The sequence below is a fragment of the Streptomyces sp. NPDC096310 genome (genome assembly GCF_044763125.1).
In the GTDB taxonomy this organism is placed as follows: domain Bacteria; phylum Actinomycetota; class Actinomycetes; order Streptomycetales; family Streptomycetaceae; genus Streptomyces.
Genome location: NZ_JBIWFO010000013.1, coordinates 26436 through 41879, shown reverse-complemented (window position 1 = coordinate 41879; position 15444 = coordinate 26436). Strand labels below are relative to the sequence as shown.

10 protein-coding genes are annotated in these 15444 nt (G+C 70.4%); 3 read left to right on the top strand and 7 right to left on the bottom strand.

Going from position 1 to position 15444, the window contains the following annotated elements; genetic code table 11:
* The first annotated feature begins 205 nt into the window (after positions 1-205).
* Entirely contained in the window at positions 206-1378 is a 1173-nt protein-coding gene (locus tag ACIQ7D_RS23140) for an acyl-CoA dehydrogenase (RefSeq protein WP_403940399.1), read from the top strand.
* 107 nt (positions 1379-1485) lie between these two features.
* Here the strand turns inward: ACIQ7D_RS23140 and ACIQ7D_RS23135 are convergent, their stop codons facing one another.
* The 3 genes from ACIQ7D_RS23135 to ACIQ7D_RS23125 all read right to left on the bottom strand — a co-directional run bounded on the left by ACIQ7D_RS23135 (position 1486) and on the right by ACIQ7D_RS23125 (position 6065).
* Positions 1486-3078: a hypothetical protein gene (locus ACIQ7D_RS23135; protein ID WP_403940397.1), complete on the bottom strand. Its 1593-nt coding sequence runs from the start codon at positions 3076-3078 to the stop codon at positions 1486-1488.
* Positions 3079-3295: 217 nt separating this feature from the next.
* Positions 3296-4540, bottom strand: coding sequence for an LCP family protein (locus tag ACIQ7D_RS23130; protein ID WP_403940395.1), 1245 nt, complete (start codon positions 4538-4540; stop codon positions 3296-3298).
* Positions 4541-4676: 136 nt separating this feature from the next.
* A complete protein-coding gene (locus ACIQ7D_RS23125; protein ID WP_403940609.1) occupies positions 4677-6065 on the bottom strand; it encodes an LCP family protein in 1389 nt (462 codons plus the stop codon).
* Positions 6066-6404: 339 nt separating this feature from the next.
* On the opposite strand from ACIQ7D_RS23125, the gene ACIQ7D_RS23120 reads away from it, so the two are divergent.
* Positions 6405-7472 carry a glycosyltransferase family 2 protein gene (locus ACIQ7D_RS23120; protein WP_403940393.1) on the top strand — a complete coding sequence of 356 codons (1068 nt, stop codon included), beginning with the start codon at positions 6405-6407 and terminating at the stop codon, positions 7470-7472.
* A gap of 94 nt (positions 7473-7566) precedes the next feature.
* Here the strand turns inward: ACIQ7D_RS23120 and ACIQ7D_RS23115 are convergent, their stop codons facing one another.
* The 4 genes from ACIQ7D_RS23115 to ACIQ7D_RS23100 form a co-directional block, all read right to left on the bottom strand.
* Positions 7567-9402, bottom strand: coding sequence for an LCP family protein (locus tag ACIQ7D_RS23115; protein ID WP_403940392.1), 1836 nt, complete (start codon positions 9400-9402; stop codon positions 7567-7569).
* Between the two features lie 42 nt (positions 9403-9444).
* Positions 9445-11235: an LCP family protein gene (locus ACIQ7D_RS23110; protein ID WP_403940390.1), complete on the bottom strand. Its 1791-nt coding sequence runs from the start codon at positions 11233-11235 to the stop codon at positions 9445-9447.
* Positions 11236-11456: 221 nt separating this feature from the next.
* Positions 11457-12824: an LCP family protein gene (locus ACIQ7D_RS23105; protein WP_403940388.1), complete on the bottom strand. Its 1368-nt coding sequence runs from the start codon at positions 12822-12824 to the stop codon at positions 11457-11459.
* Positions 12825-13047: 223 nt separating this feature from the next.
* Positions 13048-13806: a TIGR03089 family protein gene (locus ACIQ7D_RS23100; RefSeq protein ID WP_403940386.1), complete on the bottom strand. Its 759-nt coding sequence runs from the start codon at positions 13804-13806 to the stop codon at positions 13048-13050.
* A gap of 127 nt (positions 13807-13933) precedes the next feature.
* On the opposite strand from ACIQ7D_RS23100, the gene ACIQ7D_RS23095 reads away from it, so the two are divergent.
* Positions 13934-15427: a peptidoglycan recognition protein gene (locus tag ACIQ7D_RS23095; protein WP_403940384.1), complete on the top strand. Its 1494-nt coding sequence runs from the start codon at positions 13934-13936 to the stop codon at positions 15425-15427.
* Positions 15428-15444: the final 17 nt, after the last annotated feature.

Below are 15444 nucleotides of genomic sequence, written 5' to 3'. Positions count from 1 at the left end.
GTGGGAGCTCCTGGGAGAGACGGGCGGTGTGCGGCCCGAGCATATCCGCGCGTCGGAATCGCTCCGCAGGGGCACTTCTCCCTCAGGGCGACGCGGCCGGCGCACCGGGGCGAGGCTGTCGGCAAACTCACCTATGCCTGCGCCGTCACCGCCGTCTAAAATTGGGTTACTTAACGGTAGTTAGCATCTTGGGGAGTGAAAGACCGTGGCCGGATCGGCTGATTTCGACCTGTACCGCCCCTCCGAAGAGCACGACATGCTCCGCGAGACCGTGCGCGCGCTCTCCGAGGCGAAGATCGCGCCGTTCGCCGCGGCGGTGGACGAAGAGGCCCGCTTCCCGCAGGAGGCGCTGGACGCGCTCGTCGCGTCCGACCTGCACGCCGTCCATGTCCCCGAGGAGTACGGCGGCGCCGGCGCCGACGCCCTGGCCACCGTGATCGTCATCGAGGAGATCGCGCGGGTCTGCGCCTCCTCCTCGCTGATCCCCGCGGTGAACAAGCTGGGCTCGCTCCCGGTGATCCTCTCCGGCTCCGAGGAGCTGAAGAAGAAGTACCTGCGCCCGCTGGCCCAGGGCGACGGGATGTTCTCTTACTGCCTCTCCGAACCGGACGCGGGCTCCGACGCGGGCGGCATGAAGACGAGGGCCGTACGCGACGGCGACCACTACGTCCTCAACGGTGTGAAGCGCTGGATCACCAACGCGGGCGTCTCCGACTACTACACGGTCATGGCCGTCACCGACCCGGAGAAGCGCACCAAGGGCATTTCGGCGTTCGTCGTCGAGAAGGACGACGAGGGCGTCTCCTTCGGTGCCCCGGAGAAGAAGCTCGGGATCAAGGGCTCGCCGACGCGCGAGGTCTACCTCGACAACGTCCGTATCCCCGCCGACCGCCTGCTCGGCGCGGAGGGCACCGGCTTCGCCACGGCGATGAAGACCCTGGACCACACCCGCATCACCATCGCGGCCCAGGCCCTCGGCATCGCGCAGGGCGCACTCGACTACGCCAAGGGCTATGTCCAGGAGCGCAAGCAGTTCGGCAAGCCGATCGGCGACTTCCAGGGCGTCCAGTTCATGCTGGCCGACATGGCCATGAAGCTGGAGGCCGCCCGCCAGCTCACCTACGCGGCGGCGGCCAGGTCGGAACGGGTCACGGCGGGCGCCACGAAGGAGGACCTGACCTTCTTCGGCGCGGCGGCCAAGTGTTACGCCTCGGACGCGGCCATGGAGATCACGACGGACGCGGTCCAGCTCCTGGGCGGTTACGGCTACACGCGCGACTACCCGGTGGAGCGCATGATGCGCGACGCCAAGATCACCCAGATTTATGAAGGCACGAACCAGGTCCAGCGCATCGTCATGGCTCGCAACCTGCCGTAGCTCCGTAGCTCCGTAGCTCCGTAGCTCAGTGGCGGAAGACGGTGGCCCCCGGCCCCGCCCCCGGCGCCGTGCCGGGGCCGGGGACCACAGCCCGCGGGTCCAGGAAGTCAGCGGATGGTGACGGGGATCTCGCGGCCGCTCGACGCGTAGTGCGTCTTCACCGTGTCGATGTGGCGCATCTGCCAGGTGCCGTTCTGCCGCACCGTGAACTGCTTGCTGAACGTGCCGTTCGTGAGGGTCTTGGCGCTGCCCAGTTCCTGCCAGGCCGCACCGGGCGTGGCGGCCTTGAAGTAGACGCGGACCTGCCGGCCCGCGTACGCCTTCCAGGTGGTGCCGGACTTCTGCATCAGCGTGCCCTTGGCCGTCAGCCTGGTGCCCTTGCGGATGCCCTCGGGCGCGACGCTGTCCTGCCGGATCTCGGTGTACGCGCGGCCGAGGTTGTACACGCGGCTCTCCACGCCAGGGGCGGCCAGATGACGCAGGCGCCAGTAGCTGCCGGCCACGCCCTTCGTGGGAGCCGTCTGCTGGAACGTGGCTCCGTACGTCGCCGTGAACCGGCCGACGCTCGACCAGTTCTTGCCGTCCGGGGAGTGATCGATGGAGACCTGCCCCGTCGTCCCGGCGGGGTACGAGCCCGAGGTGACGCCGAGTGTGCCGCTGAAGGTGACCTTCCGGTACTTGTCCACAGCGGCCTCGACCGTCGGGAAGGTGCTCGTGGCGGCCGTCCTGAGCTGGAAGTCGTACGGGGCGCCCCCGGTGAACCACGGCTCCTGGCCGGGACCGACGCGCGTCGTACCGTTCTTCGTGGCGGTGAAGGCGCCGGCGAACGTGCCGTCCTCCTTGGTGCTGGTGACGGGCCGGTCGCCGACCAGGACACCGACGCCGCCGGCCGGCTTCTCGGTGCCGTCGTCGGCCGTACGGGTCACCTTGCCGCGCACGGGGACATCGCTGCCGTACGGGGCCGTGACCGTTCCGGTGGGGGTGTTCACCGTCAGCTTCAGGGGCTGGCGGTGAACCGTCACCGGGAACGACGCGTTGTTCTCCTGGAACCAGAGGCTGATCCGCTCGGCGGTCTCGTAACCGCTGAACTCGAAAGGCAGGGAGAAACGTCCCGCCTTGTCGACCGTCTTCAGCGGCTGGTCCCGCAGCATGTAGCGGGAGTAGATCTTGGCTCCCGTGAACGGCTTGACCTCGCCGTTGTTCGGGTCCCGCGCGACGAGCGTGCCGCTCACCGTGACGACGCGGTGGTCGTAGGAGACCGTCTGCCGGTCGGCGGTGGCGGTCAGCTTCGGGGCGAGGCCGTAGTTCAGCTCACCGTTGTCCCGGTCGACGAGTTCGCCCGCCGTGCCGGCCTTGACCACGAGGTCGATGGCGTACACGCCCATCGTGGGCAGTTCGACCGGGTCGGTCCAGAACTGCTGCTCCAGGCAGTCGTACGCGGTGGGGCAGCTCTCGGCGTCGTTGAGCCCGAGCGTGGCCAGCACCGTGTCACTGCCCTTCGCCCGGATCCGGACGGTGACGTCGGACGGCAGGGAGTTCCGCTCCCAGTGCTCGTAGAGCACATGGATCCGGCCGTCCTTCTCGGCGCTCCACGCGAGCGACCGGAGGTCCACCTCGGCCGCCTGCGCCCCGGGCGCGACGACCAGCGTGGATGCGGAGAGCGCGACGGCCGTGCCGACCACGGCCAGGATCTTTCTCAAAGGTCCTCCATCGGACATGTGCGTGGATCTACGGCGCATTCGACGCGCCGGTCAGGAGGAAGGTTGTACGAGATGCCCGTCTGCGGCGGACCCGTGCGTCCAGGGGAAAGCCCAGGGGAAAGCCCAGGGGAAAGCCCAGGGGAAAGCCCAGGGGGAAAGACGTGTCCCCCCGGGCCGCAGGCGTGAGCGGCGCGGGGGGACACGGACGGTTCGGACGTCAGTCGCTGGTGACCGTGACCTTCTCGTCGTTGTTGAGCTGGTTCACCAGCTCCTTGACCTTCGCCTTGTCCCAGACCAGGTTGCCGCCCACGCTGCCCGAGATCGGCATGTTCATGGAGACCCCGTCGCCGCCCGTGATGCCCTTCATCGCGAAGAACATCTGGCCCAGCGACCAGAGGGACATGTCCTTGTCCACGATCAGGGTGTCCAGGCCCGCGCTCATCGTCGGGTAGAGCTTGAACGGGTTCAGGATCGTGCCCGGGGTGGCCGTCTGGGAGGCCAGGGCCGCCAGGAACTTCTGCTGGTTCTTCGTACGGTCCAGGTCACTGGCGGCGAACGCGTACCGCGTCCGGACGAAGGCCAGCGCCTGTTCGCCGTCGAGGGTCTGCGTACCCGCCTGGAAGTCGGCGCCCGACTTCTTGTCCTTGAACGCCTTCGGGATGTCCATCTCCACTCCGCCGATCGCGTCCACGATGTTGGCGAAGCCGGCGAACCCGATCTCCACGTAGTGGTCGATGTGCAGCCCGGTGTTGTACTCGACGGTACGGACGAGCAGTTCCGGGCCGTCCTCCGCGTACGCCGCGTTCAGCTTGGTCTGGCGGCCGGTGTTCGGGTACTCCTTGCCGGACTCCGAGCCCACGAACGACGGGATCGTCACATTCGAGTCGCGGGGCAGCGAGATCAGCGTCGGCCCGTTCGACCCGTCGTGCAGGATCATCATCGAGTCGGTCCGCTTGCCCTCGGCGGAGCCCGTGTGGAGCTTCTTCTTGTCCTCGTCGGTCATGCCCTCGCGGCTGTCGGAACCCACGATCAGATAGTTCGTGCCGTCGCCCTGGCCCGGCCGCTCGATGACCTTCGAGAGATCGACCTCACGCTTGAGCTTGCCGTCGGCCCAGAAGTACGTACCGATGGACGTGACCAGCAGCGCCACCACCAGGACCAGTGCGCCGATCTTGATCCGGCGCCCCCAGTCGGGCGCGTACCGGGGCCCGGGGGTCCCGCCGGACTGCGGCGGGATGTAGCCGCCCCCGCCGCCCTGGCCGCCACCGCCCGCGCCGGCGGGGGAGCCGTAGACCTGGCCCGTGTTGTACCCGCTGTCGTAACCGGCGCCCTGCCCCTGCTGGGGTACGCCGCCGCCCCGCACATGCGGCATGACGCGCGCGCCGTCGGGCTGTGTGCCTCCGCCGCCGCGCCCGTAACGGTTGTTGGGGTCGCCGGTCCGCCCATCGGGCCAATCATTCATGCGGAACAGTGTGCCGGGCCTGTCCGTGTCCGATCCAGGGAGGTGGGAAATCAGATCAGGCCCGTTGCGAACCTGATGCAATGCGAACCGGAATGGAGCCCTTGTGAAGGTTTGGCTCGGGACGCCCTGCCGCCGGCTACCGGCAGACCGCCTGGTCGCCGGTGGTCGCGTCGAACTCACCCTTCGGGTTCTCCTGCGCCCGTACCGGTGTCACCGCCTTGTAGTCCGTCCCCGCGACCACCTTCAGCGTCGCGCCCTGCTGCTTCACCGCCCGCAGCTCACTGCCCGGCAGCGCCGCCGCCAGGGACTTCGCCGAGCGGTCCCAGCGCGGGTCGTACATCACCACCGTCCGCCGTACGTCACCGCCGTCCGAGGTGAGCGGCGAGCCGGTGGTACGGAAGCCGGTGGCCTGCAACGCGTCGTCGACCTGCTTGCCCAGGCCGTCGGCCGGCGTCCCGTTGTAGACCTGTACGCGGATGTCCTCCGGGCTCACCTCGACGGTCGTGGCCTTCCCCGCGGACGCGGTACCCGGCGCCGGCCGGCGCGGCGGGGTCAGCGGCTGGTCCTCGCGCAGCGCCTCGAAGAGCCGCTTCGACTTCACCGGGTCCCACTTCACCGTCGCGCCGACGCCCTTGACCGGGACGGAGGCGCCGCCATCGGCCAGCGGTACGGACGTGAACTCCGACGAGGCGGGCGAGAAGCCGCGCATCGCCTCGTTGACGGCGAGCATCTGCTCCGCGCCGAACCCGGCGTCGGCCCGTACCGAGCCGAGGACCGTTGAGGTGACCTCCTTGAACCGCGCCGGGTTCAGCAGCACCCCGCTGCTGGTCGCCCGGCCGATCAGGGCGGCGACGAAGCGCTGCTGGCGCTCCATCCTGCCGAGGTCGGCGGCGCCGTCGACATGGCGGGAGCGTACGTACTGAAGGGCCTCGCCGCCGTTCATCCGGTGGGTGCCCGGCGCCAGATCGAGCCCGGTGTACGTGTCCTTCATCGGCCGGGTGGTGCAGATGTCCACCCCGTCCAGCGCGTCCACCGTCTTCATGAAGCTCGTGAAGTCGACCTCCAGATAGTGGCTGATCTTCACGCCCGTCAGATGCTCGACGGTGCGGACGGTCAGACCAGGCCCGCCCTCCGCGTACGCCGCGTTCAGCTTGACCGGGTGCGAGGTGTGGTGCGCGCCCGTGGTGGCGTCGGTGTGGTCGGGCAGCTCGGCGAAGCTGTCGCGGGGGAGGCTCACCACACTGGCGCGCCCGCCGTCCGCCGAGAGGTGCACCAGCATGATCGTGTCGGTGCAGTGGCAGGGCGCGCCGCCGAGGCGGTACTTCTGCCGCTCCTCCTCCGTGATCTTGTCGCGGCCGTCCGTGCCGACGAGCAGCAGGTTGAGCCCGCGCCCCGCGCCCGGCCGGTTCTTCATGTCCTTGAACGGGTCGATCCGGCCGATCCCGGTGTCCAGGCTGGTCATGACGGCGTGCCCGATCCCGCCGGCCCCCAGGACCACGACGGAGAGGGCCGTCGCCATCCGCATCCCCCAGCGGGACCGCCCGTCCTTCCTTCCCCCGCCCCTGGCGCCCCCGTCCTTCTTCCTCCCCCCGTCCTGTCTCCGTCCGTCGTCCTTCCGGGCGTCGGGACGACGGCGTACGTCCGGACGGCGGGTGGTGCGGGTGCTGTGGGTGGTGCGGGGCGGCGTGGGCACGAGAGACACCTCCGCGGTGAGCAGGCGGGCAGGGCGGGAGCGGACCGTGAGCACGGTAAGCCCATACGATCAGCGACGCCGGTGCGCAACCGGACGGCGCGCTTCCCTGTCCCCCGTTCGCGGTAACGTGGGTGGTCATACCGCCGTAGCCCGAAGGCCCCGAAGGACCCCATGCCTGCCCTGCCTCCCGCAGTCTCCGTGATCATGCCGGTGCTCAACGAGGAACGTCATCTGAGGAACTCCGTCCGGCACATCCTGGAGCAGGAGTACGAGGGCGAGATGGAGGTGGTCATCGCCCTGGGCCCCTCCGCGGACCGTACGGACGAGATCGCCGCGGAGCTGGTGCGGGAGACCGCCTCCCACGCGCGCGCCCAGGTGCGGACCGTGCCCAACCCGACGGGCCGCACCCCCGCCGCGCTCAACGCGGCGATCAAGGCGTCCCGGCACCCCGTCGTCGTACGCGTCGACGGCCACGGCATGCTCTCGCCGGACTACATCGCGACCGCCGTCAGGCTGCTGGAGGAGACCGGCGCGCAGAACGTCGGCGGCATCATGCACGCGGAGGGCGAGAACGACTGGGAGAACGCGGTCGCCGCCGCCATGACCTCGAAGATCGGCGTCGGCAACGCGGCCTTCCACACCGGCGGCGCGGCGGGCCCCGCGGAAACCGTGTATCTGGGTGTCTTCCGGCGCGAGGCGCTGGAGCGGCTGGGCGGCTACAACGAGGAGTTCATCCGCGCCCAGGACTGGGAGCTGAACTTCCGGATCCGCGAATCCGGCGGCGCGATCTGGTTCTCCCCGGAGCTGCGCGTCCAGTACCGGCCGCGCCCCTCGGTCCGCGCGCTCGCCAAGCAGTACAAGGAGTACGGCCGCTGGCGCCATGTCGTCGCCCGCTTCCACTCCGGCTCGATCAACCTCCGCTACCTCGCCCCGCCGACGGCCGTCTGCGCCATCGCCGCGGGCCTCGTCGTGGGCGCGCTGCTCACGCCGTGGGGCCTGGTGGTACCGGGCGGCTACCTCGCCGCGATCGTGGCCGGCTCCGTACCGGCCGGCAAGGGACTGCCGGCGAAGGCGCGGCTCCGGATCCCGGTGGCGCTGGCGACCATGCACATGTCGTGGGGGTACGGCTTCCTCACCAGCCCGAAGTCGCTGGCCAGGAAGGTCATCGCGAGCCGCCGCCCGGCGGCGGGCCCCGCCGGGGGCGCCGGTTCCGCCGCCGAGGTCGAGGCCGAGGCGTAGCCCGCCCGCGGACGAGCCGAGGACGCCCCCTGGAATTCGCCCCTCCGGGTACGGGGGCGCCCTCGTACCCGGAGGGGCGGGGTCCGCGCGTGGATCAGAAGCGGTACGGGGCGTACACGTCCATGCACGCCTCCTTCTCCGAGCCGTTGAGGGCGTCCGCCGTGTCCGGGACCCCGCCCGCCGCCGGCTCGCTCTCCTTCGGGAACGACGAGCCGTCGCGCCAGTCGGCGCCCACGACCACCGTGACACCCGAGACGTCCGTCGACCGCTTCACCGAACCCGTCGGGACGCCGAGGGCCTTGGCGACCGCCTGCGCGTTCCCCTCCAGATCCGCGCTCGGGTAGCTGACGGTGGTCTTCTCCTCCGGTGTGGGCTGCGCGTCCGCCCTGGCCAGGGTGTAGCCCTTGGCCACGAGAGCCTGGGCGACCTCGGCGGCGCGGCCCTTCACGGGGGTCCGGGTGCCGCCGGTGCCGTTGCGGACGATCACACCGGTCTCGGCGGGCGGTGTGGTCGGACCCTTGACGGTGCTCTCCTCGGCCTTCCGCCGCTTGGCCGCCGCGGCGGCCGCCGCCTTCTCCTCGGCCGTGTCGCCGTTGCTGTCGAAGGCCACGTCGTCGCGGACCATCGTCCACAGATCGGCCGCGTCACCGTCGGCGACCAGATGGTTCGGGTCCTGCGGGTCCACCGCGGTCGGCATCGTCGTCATGGTGAGCCGGTTCGTCGGCACGCTCTTGAGCTGCATGGCGAGATCGAAGAGCTTCTTGACCGTACCGATCTCCTCGGACACCTCCAGCGACTTCGTGGCCGCCTCGGCCAGACCGGTCAGCCGGGGCGTGTCCGTGAAGACGTTCTGCGACTTCAGCTCGCGGATCATCGCGTTCATGTACATGTGCTGGGCCTTGGCCCGGCCGAGGTCGCTCTCGAACGCGTGCCGGGTACGCAGCCACTGGAGGGCCTGCTGTCCCTGGATCCGGTGCGTGCCCGCCGTGAGCTTGAGTCCGGAACCGCCGGGCACACCGGGCAGGGGCCGGTCCCAGACGTTGTTCTTGACGCAGACCCCGACACCGCCGATCGCGTCGGCCATCTTCACCACACCGGAGAAGTCGATCGTCATCCAGTGGTCGATGTAGACGCCGGTCAGCTTCTCCCAGGTGGCGAGGGTGCAGCCGGGGCCGCCGCGCGCCAGCGTCTCGTTGATGATCGTGTTCGTCGCGGGGTGGACCGTGCCGGTCTTCGCGTCCTCGCACTCGGGGATGTCGACCCGGGTGTCCCGGGGGATGCTCACGACCGAGGCGTTCTTCCGGTCGGCGGAGACATGGACGAGCATCTGGACGTCCGCGAGGGGCGGGCTGCCCACGGAGCCCTTGCTCCCGCCGAGCTTGACGTTCTCCGGCTTGTTACGGCTGTCGGAGCCGATCAGCAGGATGTTCAGGGGCCGCTGGCCCGCCGAGTTGGCCACGGGCTTGTCCAGGCCGCCGGAGCCGTTGCTGCGCTCGCCGCTGCGGATGTTGCCGTTGAGGTGGCGGTAGTACAGATAACCGGCGCCGGCCGTCCCGAGTATCAGGAGCGAGAGAACGGCGGTGGCCCAGCGCAGTATCCGGCGGCCCAGCGGTCTGCGGGACGTGGCGCCCTTCGAACCCACCGCGCCCACCGAGCCCACCGCGCTCTTCGTACGCTCGGCGCCCCCGGCGCCCTTCCTGTCCTTCGGGCCCTTCCCGTCCGGCGCGTCCGGTGTGTTCCTTCCGGGTGTCCCGGGCCCCACCGCGGCCTTCCCCGGCCCCGGGGGCGTCGCCTTCCCGGCGGCCCCGCCACCGGGAACACCGCCCTCGCGGCCCTCGCCGCCTTCGTACAGGCTGTCGTCCCAGCCCAGTTCACCGGCGTGCGGGCCGCGTTCGCGCGCCCCGTCCCCCCGTACCCCGCTCGTACCCACCGGATCCCCCTCAGGCCGGCCGTACGAGCCGGTGCCCACATGTCACTTGGAGCAGACCTGCTTGTCCGCTTCCACCTTCTGCACACCCTCCGGCGCCTTCGCCGGTCCGGTGATGGGCACACCCGCGCCCTTGAAGTCGGCCCCGAGGGTCAGCGTCATCGCCTCAAGACCCACCGCGTCCTCCGTGCCCGGCTTCAGAGCGGAGGCGGGCAGCCCCATCATCGCCGCGAGGGCGCGCGCCTGGTCCGCCTGGTTCGGCGCGTACTCCAGCGTCGTCTTCGAGACGTTCGCCGGGGCGTTGCCCTTGTTGGAGGACTTCAGCACGCCCTCGCTGTTCTGGAGCCAGTTGAGCGTCTCCTGCGCCGAGCCCTGCGGACCGCCGCCGTTGAAGACATCGACCCGTACGTCCGCCGGATCGGCCTTGTCGCCCTTCAGCAGCTCTTCCTGCTTGCTCGCGGCGGCCTTCTTGTCCGCCTTCTCCTTCGCCTCCACCTCGGTCAGCGAGACATCGTTCTGCATCATCGAGAACAGCGGCTGCGCCTTGGCCTCGTTGACGACGACGGTGGCCTTGACGACCTCCGCCGGGTTGTCGAGGACCGGCAGTGTGGTGAAGGTGATGTTCTTGGCCGGGACCTTGGCGAGCTCCTGGGCGAGGTCGCTCAGCTTGTTGATACTGCCGATGCCGGTGTCGACCGTCAGCGCGTTCGTGGCCGCCTCCGCCAGCTTGAACAGCTTGCTGGGGCTGGTCAGCGTGTCGCCGGACTTCATCGTCCGGATCATCGAGCTGAGGAACTGCTGCTGTGTCTGGATCCGGGTCAGGTCGCTCTCGTCACCGAAGGCGTGGCGCGTACGGACGAAGGCGAGCGCCTGCTCCCCGTCGATGACCGTCTTGCCCTTCTTCAGCTTGAGATGGGACTTCGGGTCGTCGATGTCCTTCTCGACACAGACCTCGACGCCGCCGACCGCGGTGGACAGCGTCTTGACCGCGTTGAAGTCGGCCATCATGAAATGGTCGACGGTGATACCGGTCAGCTCCTTGACCGTACGCATCGTGCAGCCGGGGTCCCGGTCGTCCTGGCCCAGGCTCGTGTTGAAACGTACCTGCTGGGTCCCGGGGATCACCGTGGTCCCGGACTCCGTCTTGGTCTCGCAGTCAGGGACGTCGGTGATCAGATCGCGCGGGATGGAGAGCACCGTCGCGTTCGAACGGTCCTTGGCGACATGGAAGAGCAGTGTGGTGTCGGCGTGGCCGACACTGCCCTTGTCCCCGTACCCCTCGTTGCCCGCGCCGGTCCGCTTGTCCGTGCCGATGACCAGTATGTTGACGGGCTGGTCCTTCTTGAAGCCGCCGCTGCCCGCGCCCTCGACGTCGATCGTGGCGATGTTGGCGTTGAAGTGCTCGTACGCGATGTACCCCGCGATGGAGCCGCCGACGAGGACGAGACCCATCACCCCGCCGGTCCAGACCAGCGCCTTCTTCCCGCCCGACTTCTTGGGCTTGCGCTTGCGCCGGCCAGGCGCGGTGGCGGCGTCGGCCGCCGCCGCTCCCTTGCCGGCGCGGCGGCTGCGCTGCCCGGGAACCTCGGCGCGCGGCGCCCCGCTCCCGCCGCCCCGGCTCCGCCCGCCCGACCGGGGGCCGGGAGGAGTGGCCGAACCGGCCTCGGGGGCCGCTGTCCTTCTTCTGCCGCCGGTCGGGGCGGAGCCTGACGGGGCGGCCGGTGACTGCCCTTCGGAGTGGTCCAGTCGCAGCTCGTAGTTACCGGTCTGCGGGTTGAGGACCCACTGGTCGGCGGGGTCGATTCCGTCCGACTGCCCACGGCTTTGCGCATCCACGGTTGCTTGAATCCTCCGTCGGTGCCACGCGAGTCGCCTTCCCCCGAAGACGCTCGGTTTTCGATCCAGCAGTGCGCGACCAAACGGCCGGATGCACCGGATCGCGTCACACTATCCGCCAAGTTCAACGTCAAGCGACGCCCGTGACAAATTCCTCACTCCTTACAAGCGGGCAATCTGCCCAATCTCCATGGAGTGTGCGCTTCTCCTTGCCCATTGCTTTACCCGCACATGCCCGCCTCGGCATTGGAACCCGTGAAAGTGGGTTCCGGACTCGTGCTCGGAGAGGGGCTGCCGGAAGGGTCCGCGGACGGGGAGCCCGTTTCCGGCGGCGAGGCCGTCGTGGCTATCGCGACGGGCTCGTCGTCACGCAGCCGCTCGAAGAGCTTCCTCGCACTGGACTCGACGAGTTCGTCGCGATTGGGGTCCAGGGTGTACGGCTGCCGGGGCACGGTCAGGAACTGGACCTTCTCCGTCGGTACGCCCCGCATCGAGCCCGCCAGGTCGTACAGGTCGCTGAGGCTGTTCAGCCCCGCGTCGGTGGTGATGGACTTCGTCACCGCGTCCAGCACCGGATAGAGCCGCGTCGGGTTGAGCAGCACCCCGTTGCTCTGCACCTTTTTGAACAGGGCGCCGAGGAAACGCTGCTGCCGGTCCATGCGCTGCGTGTCGCTGCCGTCGCCGATGCCGTGCCGCGCCCGTACGTAACCGAGGGCCTGCTCGCCGGTGAGGTTCTGCCGGCCCTCGGGGAGCTTGAGATGCGCCTGCTGGTCGTCGACCGGCTCCTTCAGACAGACCTCGACACCGTCGACCGCGTCCACGGTGTCCTCGAAGCCGCTGAAGTCGATCACGATGTGGTGGTCGACGCGGATTCCGGTGAGCTTCTCGACCGTACGGATGGTGCACGCGGCGCCACCGAACTGGAAAGCCCAGTTGAACTGCGCGAACTGCGCCTCCGTACGGCTGCCGTCCGAGGCGCGGCAGCCCGGTATGTCGACCATCAGGTCGCGCGGTATCGACATCGCCGTCGCGCTCTCCCGGTCGGCGGCGAGATGGAGCAGGATCGCGGTGTCGGAGCGTTGTGAACCGCCGTCGTCCCGCCCGTACTTGCTGTTGCCCTTGCCCGCCCGGCTGTCCGAGCCGATGAGCAGGATGTTCTGCGCGTCCATGGCGACCGGGGTGGGGCGGTCCTTCTCGTACGTACGGAGTTCGGCGGCGGCGGAGGTGTCGGTGGTGATGTTCCGGTCGAGCTTCCGGTAGGCCCACCATCCGGCGCCGGCGGCCCCGAGCACGACCACGGAGGTGCCGACCGCGACCCAGCGCAGCCAGCGGTGCTTGCGGCGGGGCGGTACGGCGGCGGCTGGCTCGGCAACGTTGTCCTCGGCGCCGCCGGCGTCGTGGTCCTGCGCGCCGCCGGCCGAGCTGTCGTCCGCCGCGTTCGTCGCGCCGTCGTTCGCGCTGTGGTCCGTGCTGCCGGTACGGAGTGCGGTGCCCGCCTCGGTTTCTTCGGGGTCCTCCGGAGTGGTGGAATCCGTGGAATCCGTGAACTTCTTCTCCGGTTCGGGCGGCGTGCCAGCACTTTCGGTCACGTCTTCGTCCATCCTTCAAGGCGTCGGCGGCACACACGGGCCACCGGTCGCTGTCGTAGACGGGCGAGCACCACGCTTGGTTGTGCTGTGCGTTGCACGTTTCGACGATCATGTGCTGCGGTTTGGTCACGGCGCCGTAACCGCGAAGTCGCGGACGGGAGAAGGACGGGAGGGGGAGGGGAGAAGGACGGGATGAGGACGGGAAAGGAGGGGGCGGGGCCCGTCACACGAGGCTGTCGGTCACCCGCTCACTGGCCACCCGTTCCGCGAGCGCCGGTGCCGACAGCGCGTCGACATGCCGGCAGAGGACGACCGACCCGCCTGCCGCGAGCGGGGCGAACAGCCCCGCGGAAAGCCCTTCCCAGCTCTCGTATCCGAGCCCCGACAGCAGTCGCGAGCCGGGCCCGAGCCCGCGCTCCGTCGCGTCCGCGCGCGCCCGTGTGACCAGCGCGGCCGAGGTCAGCTCCGTACCGCCGATCCGGAGCGCGGGCGCGTCCGGGTCCACCGGCGCGTACGGCGCGAAGCGGTCGCCCTGGCCGGGCACCTCCACGGCGTAGTCGGCGAAACCCTCGGGGGCCTGCGGGAACCGGCCGCCGAGCGGGCGCAGTGCGAGCGCCACCCGCTCGCCGGTGCACGCGCGCGCCGCCGCCAGCGCCTCGGGGCCGGGGCCGCTGACCACGAGGTCGGCCGCGGCCGGGTCGCCGCCGATCTCGACGGTCACACCGACCGAGGAGCAGGCGAGCAGCCAGACGGCGCTCTGCCAGTGCGCGGGGAGCAGCAGCGCCAGCCGGTCGCCGGGCTCCGCGGACAGGTCGCCCTGGAGCAGGTTGGCGGTCTTGGACACCCAATTGGCGAAGGTGGCCACGGACAATTCGACGCGCTCACCGGTGGCATCGTCGTAGAACGTGATCAAGGGGCGGGCCGGGTCCGCGGCGAGGGCGGATCGCAGCAGGTCGGCGGGGGTACGGTCGCTGGGGTTCATCCGGGAAAGGGTACGCGGGCCGCCGGCGCGGCTACCGCCGTACCGGTGACGGGGTACACCGGTTGGACCGACGGCCCGTCAGTTTCCCCGGCGCGCGTGGCGGACGGGCCGCGCCGAGGATCGGCCCATGCGTGCCTACCTTGCAACCTCGATCGGCGTGGCGTGCACCGCCGTACTCGTTCTCCCGCTGTCGCTGCCCACGGGCGCGCTCGCCGCGTCCCCAGCAGCCCCACCGTCCGGCCGGAACGCCGGCCCCTGGACCGGCCCGCGGGCCCACCCCGACGCGGCGGCCGTGCCGGGCTCCACCGAGTCCGTACCGCTGCGAGCCCTCGGCTCGAACCGGGCGCGGGGCGCCGCCGTGGAACAGGGGGTGGCCGCGCGGGACGTACGGCCCTTCTCGCTGGTCGGTGTCGTCTGGGACGACGCCGACGACGAACTCCGCGGCACGGTCCAGGTCCGTACGCGCGCGGTCGGCACCCACGTCTGGTCCGGCTGGCTGGAGGTGGAGACGCACAACCAGGAGCACGGGGCCGACCTCGGGACCCAGGAGCGCGACTCCGGGACCGTACGCGGTTCGACCGCCCCCCTGTGGGTCGGCGACTCGGACGGGGTGGAGCTGCGGGTGCGGGCCACCGAGGAGGAGGGCGAGACCGGGCCGGTACGGTCGCTGCTGCCGCGGGGGCTGCGCCTGGAGCTGGTCGATCCGGGGGAGGAGCCCGAGACGCTGCCGTACACGCCGGGGGAGGACCGCCCGGAGGGTCGCCCGGACGACCGTACGGACACCCGGCCGGGCGCGGATTCCGGTACGGCGACCGGCACCCCGGCGAGCCTGGTGACGGGAACGTCCCCCGCGAGCGGCACCATGACCGGCGAGTTGGCGGGCGTCGCCGCCATGTCCGCCGAGGACATGGCGAGTTCGGCCGTCAACGAGGGGCTGACGGAGCTGGGCGCCGCCGAGATCCCCGCCCTCACCAAGGCGGCGGTCGCGGCACAGGCCGACGCCGCCGCGAAGCCGTACGCGGCGCCGCGCCCGCGCATCATCACGCGCAAGGGGTGGGGCGCGAACGAGTCGCTGCGCGAGAAGCGGTTCGGCTACACCAGCACGGTGAAGGCGGCGTTCGTGCACCACAGCGCGACCGGCAACAACTACACCTGCAAGCAGTCGCCCTCCGTCCTGCGCGGTATCTACCGCTACCACGTCAAGAGCAGCGGCTGGCGCGACATCGGCTACAACTTCGCCGTCGACAAGTGCGGAAACATCTACGAGGGGCGCGCCGGGGGCGTGGCCAAGCCGGTGCTGGGGGCGCACACGCTCGGCTTCAACACGAACACCACGGGCATCGCCGTCCTCGGGTCGTACAGCGGCACGAATCCGCCGTCGGCGGCCACCACCGCCGTCGCCAAGCTCACCGCGTGGAAGCTCGGTCTGCACGGCAGGAACCCGCGGGCGAAGGTCACGCTGACCTCCGGGGGGAGCGGGAAGTACGGCAAGGGCGCGCGCGTCAGCCTGAACACCATCTCCGGTCACCGGGACGGGTTCAGCACCGACTGCCCGGGGACTCGTCTCTACGGGAAGCTCGGCGGCATCCGCACGTCGGCGGCCAGGTATCAGGGCCGCTGACGTCGAACAGGCCGCCA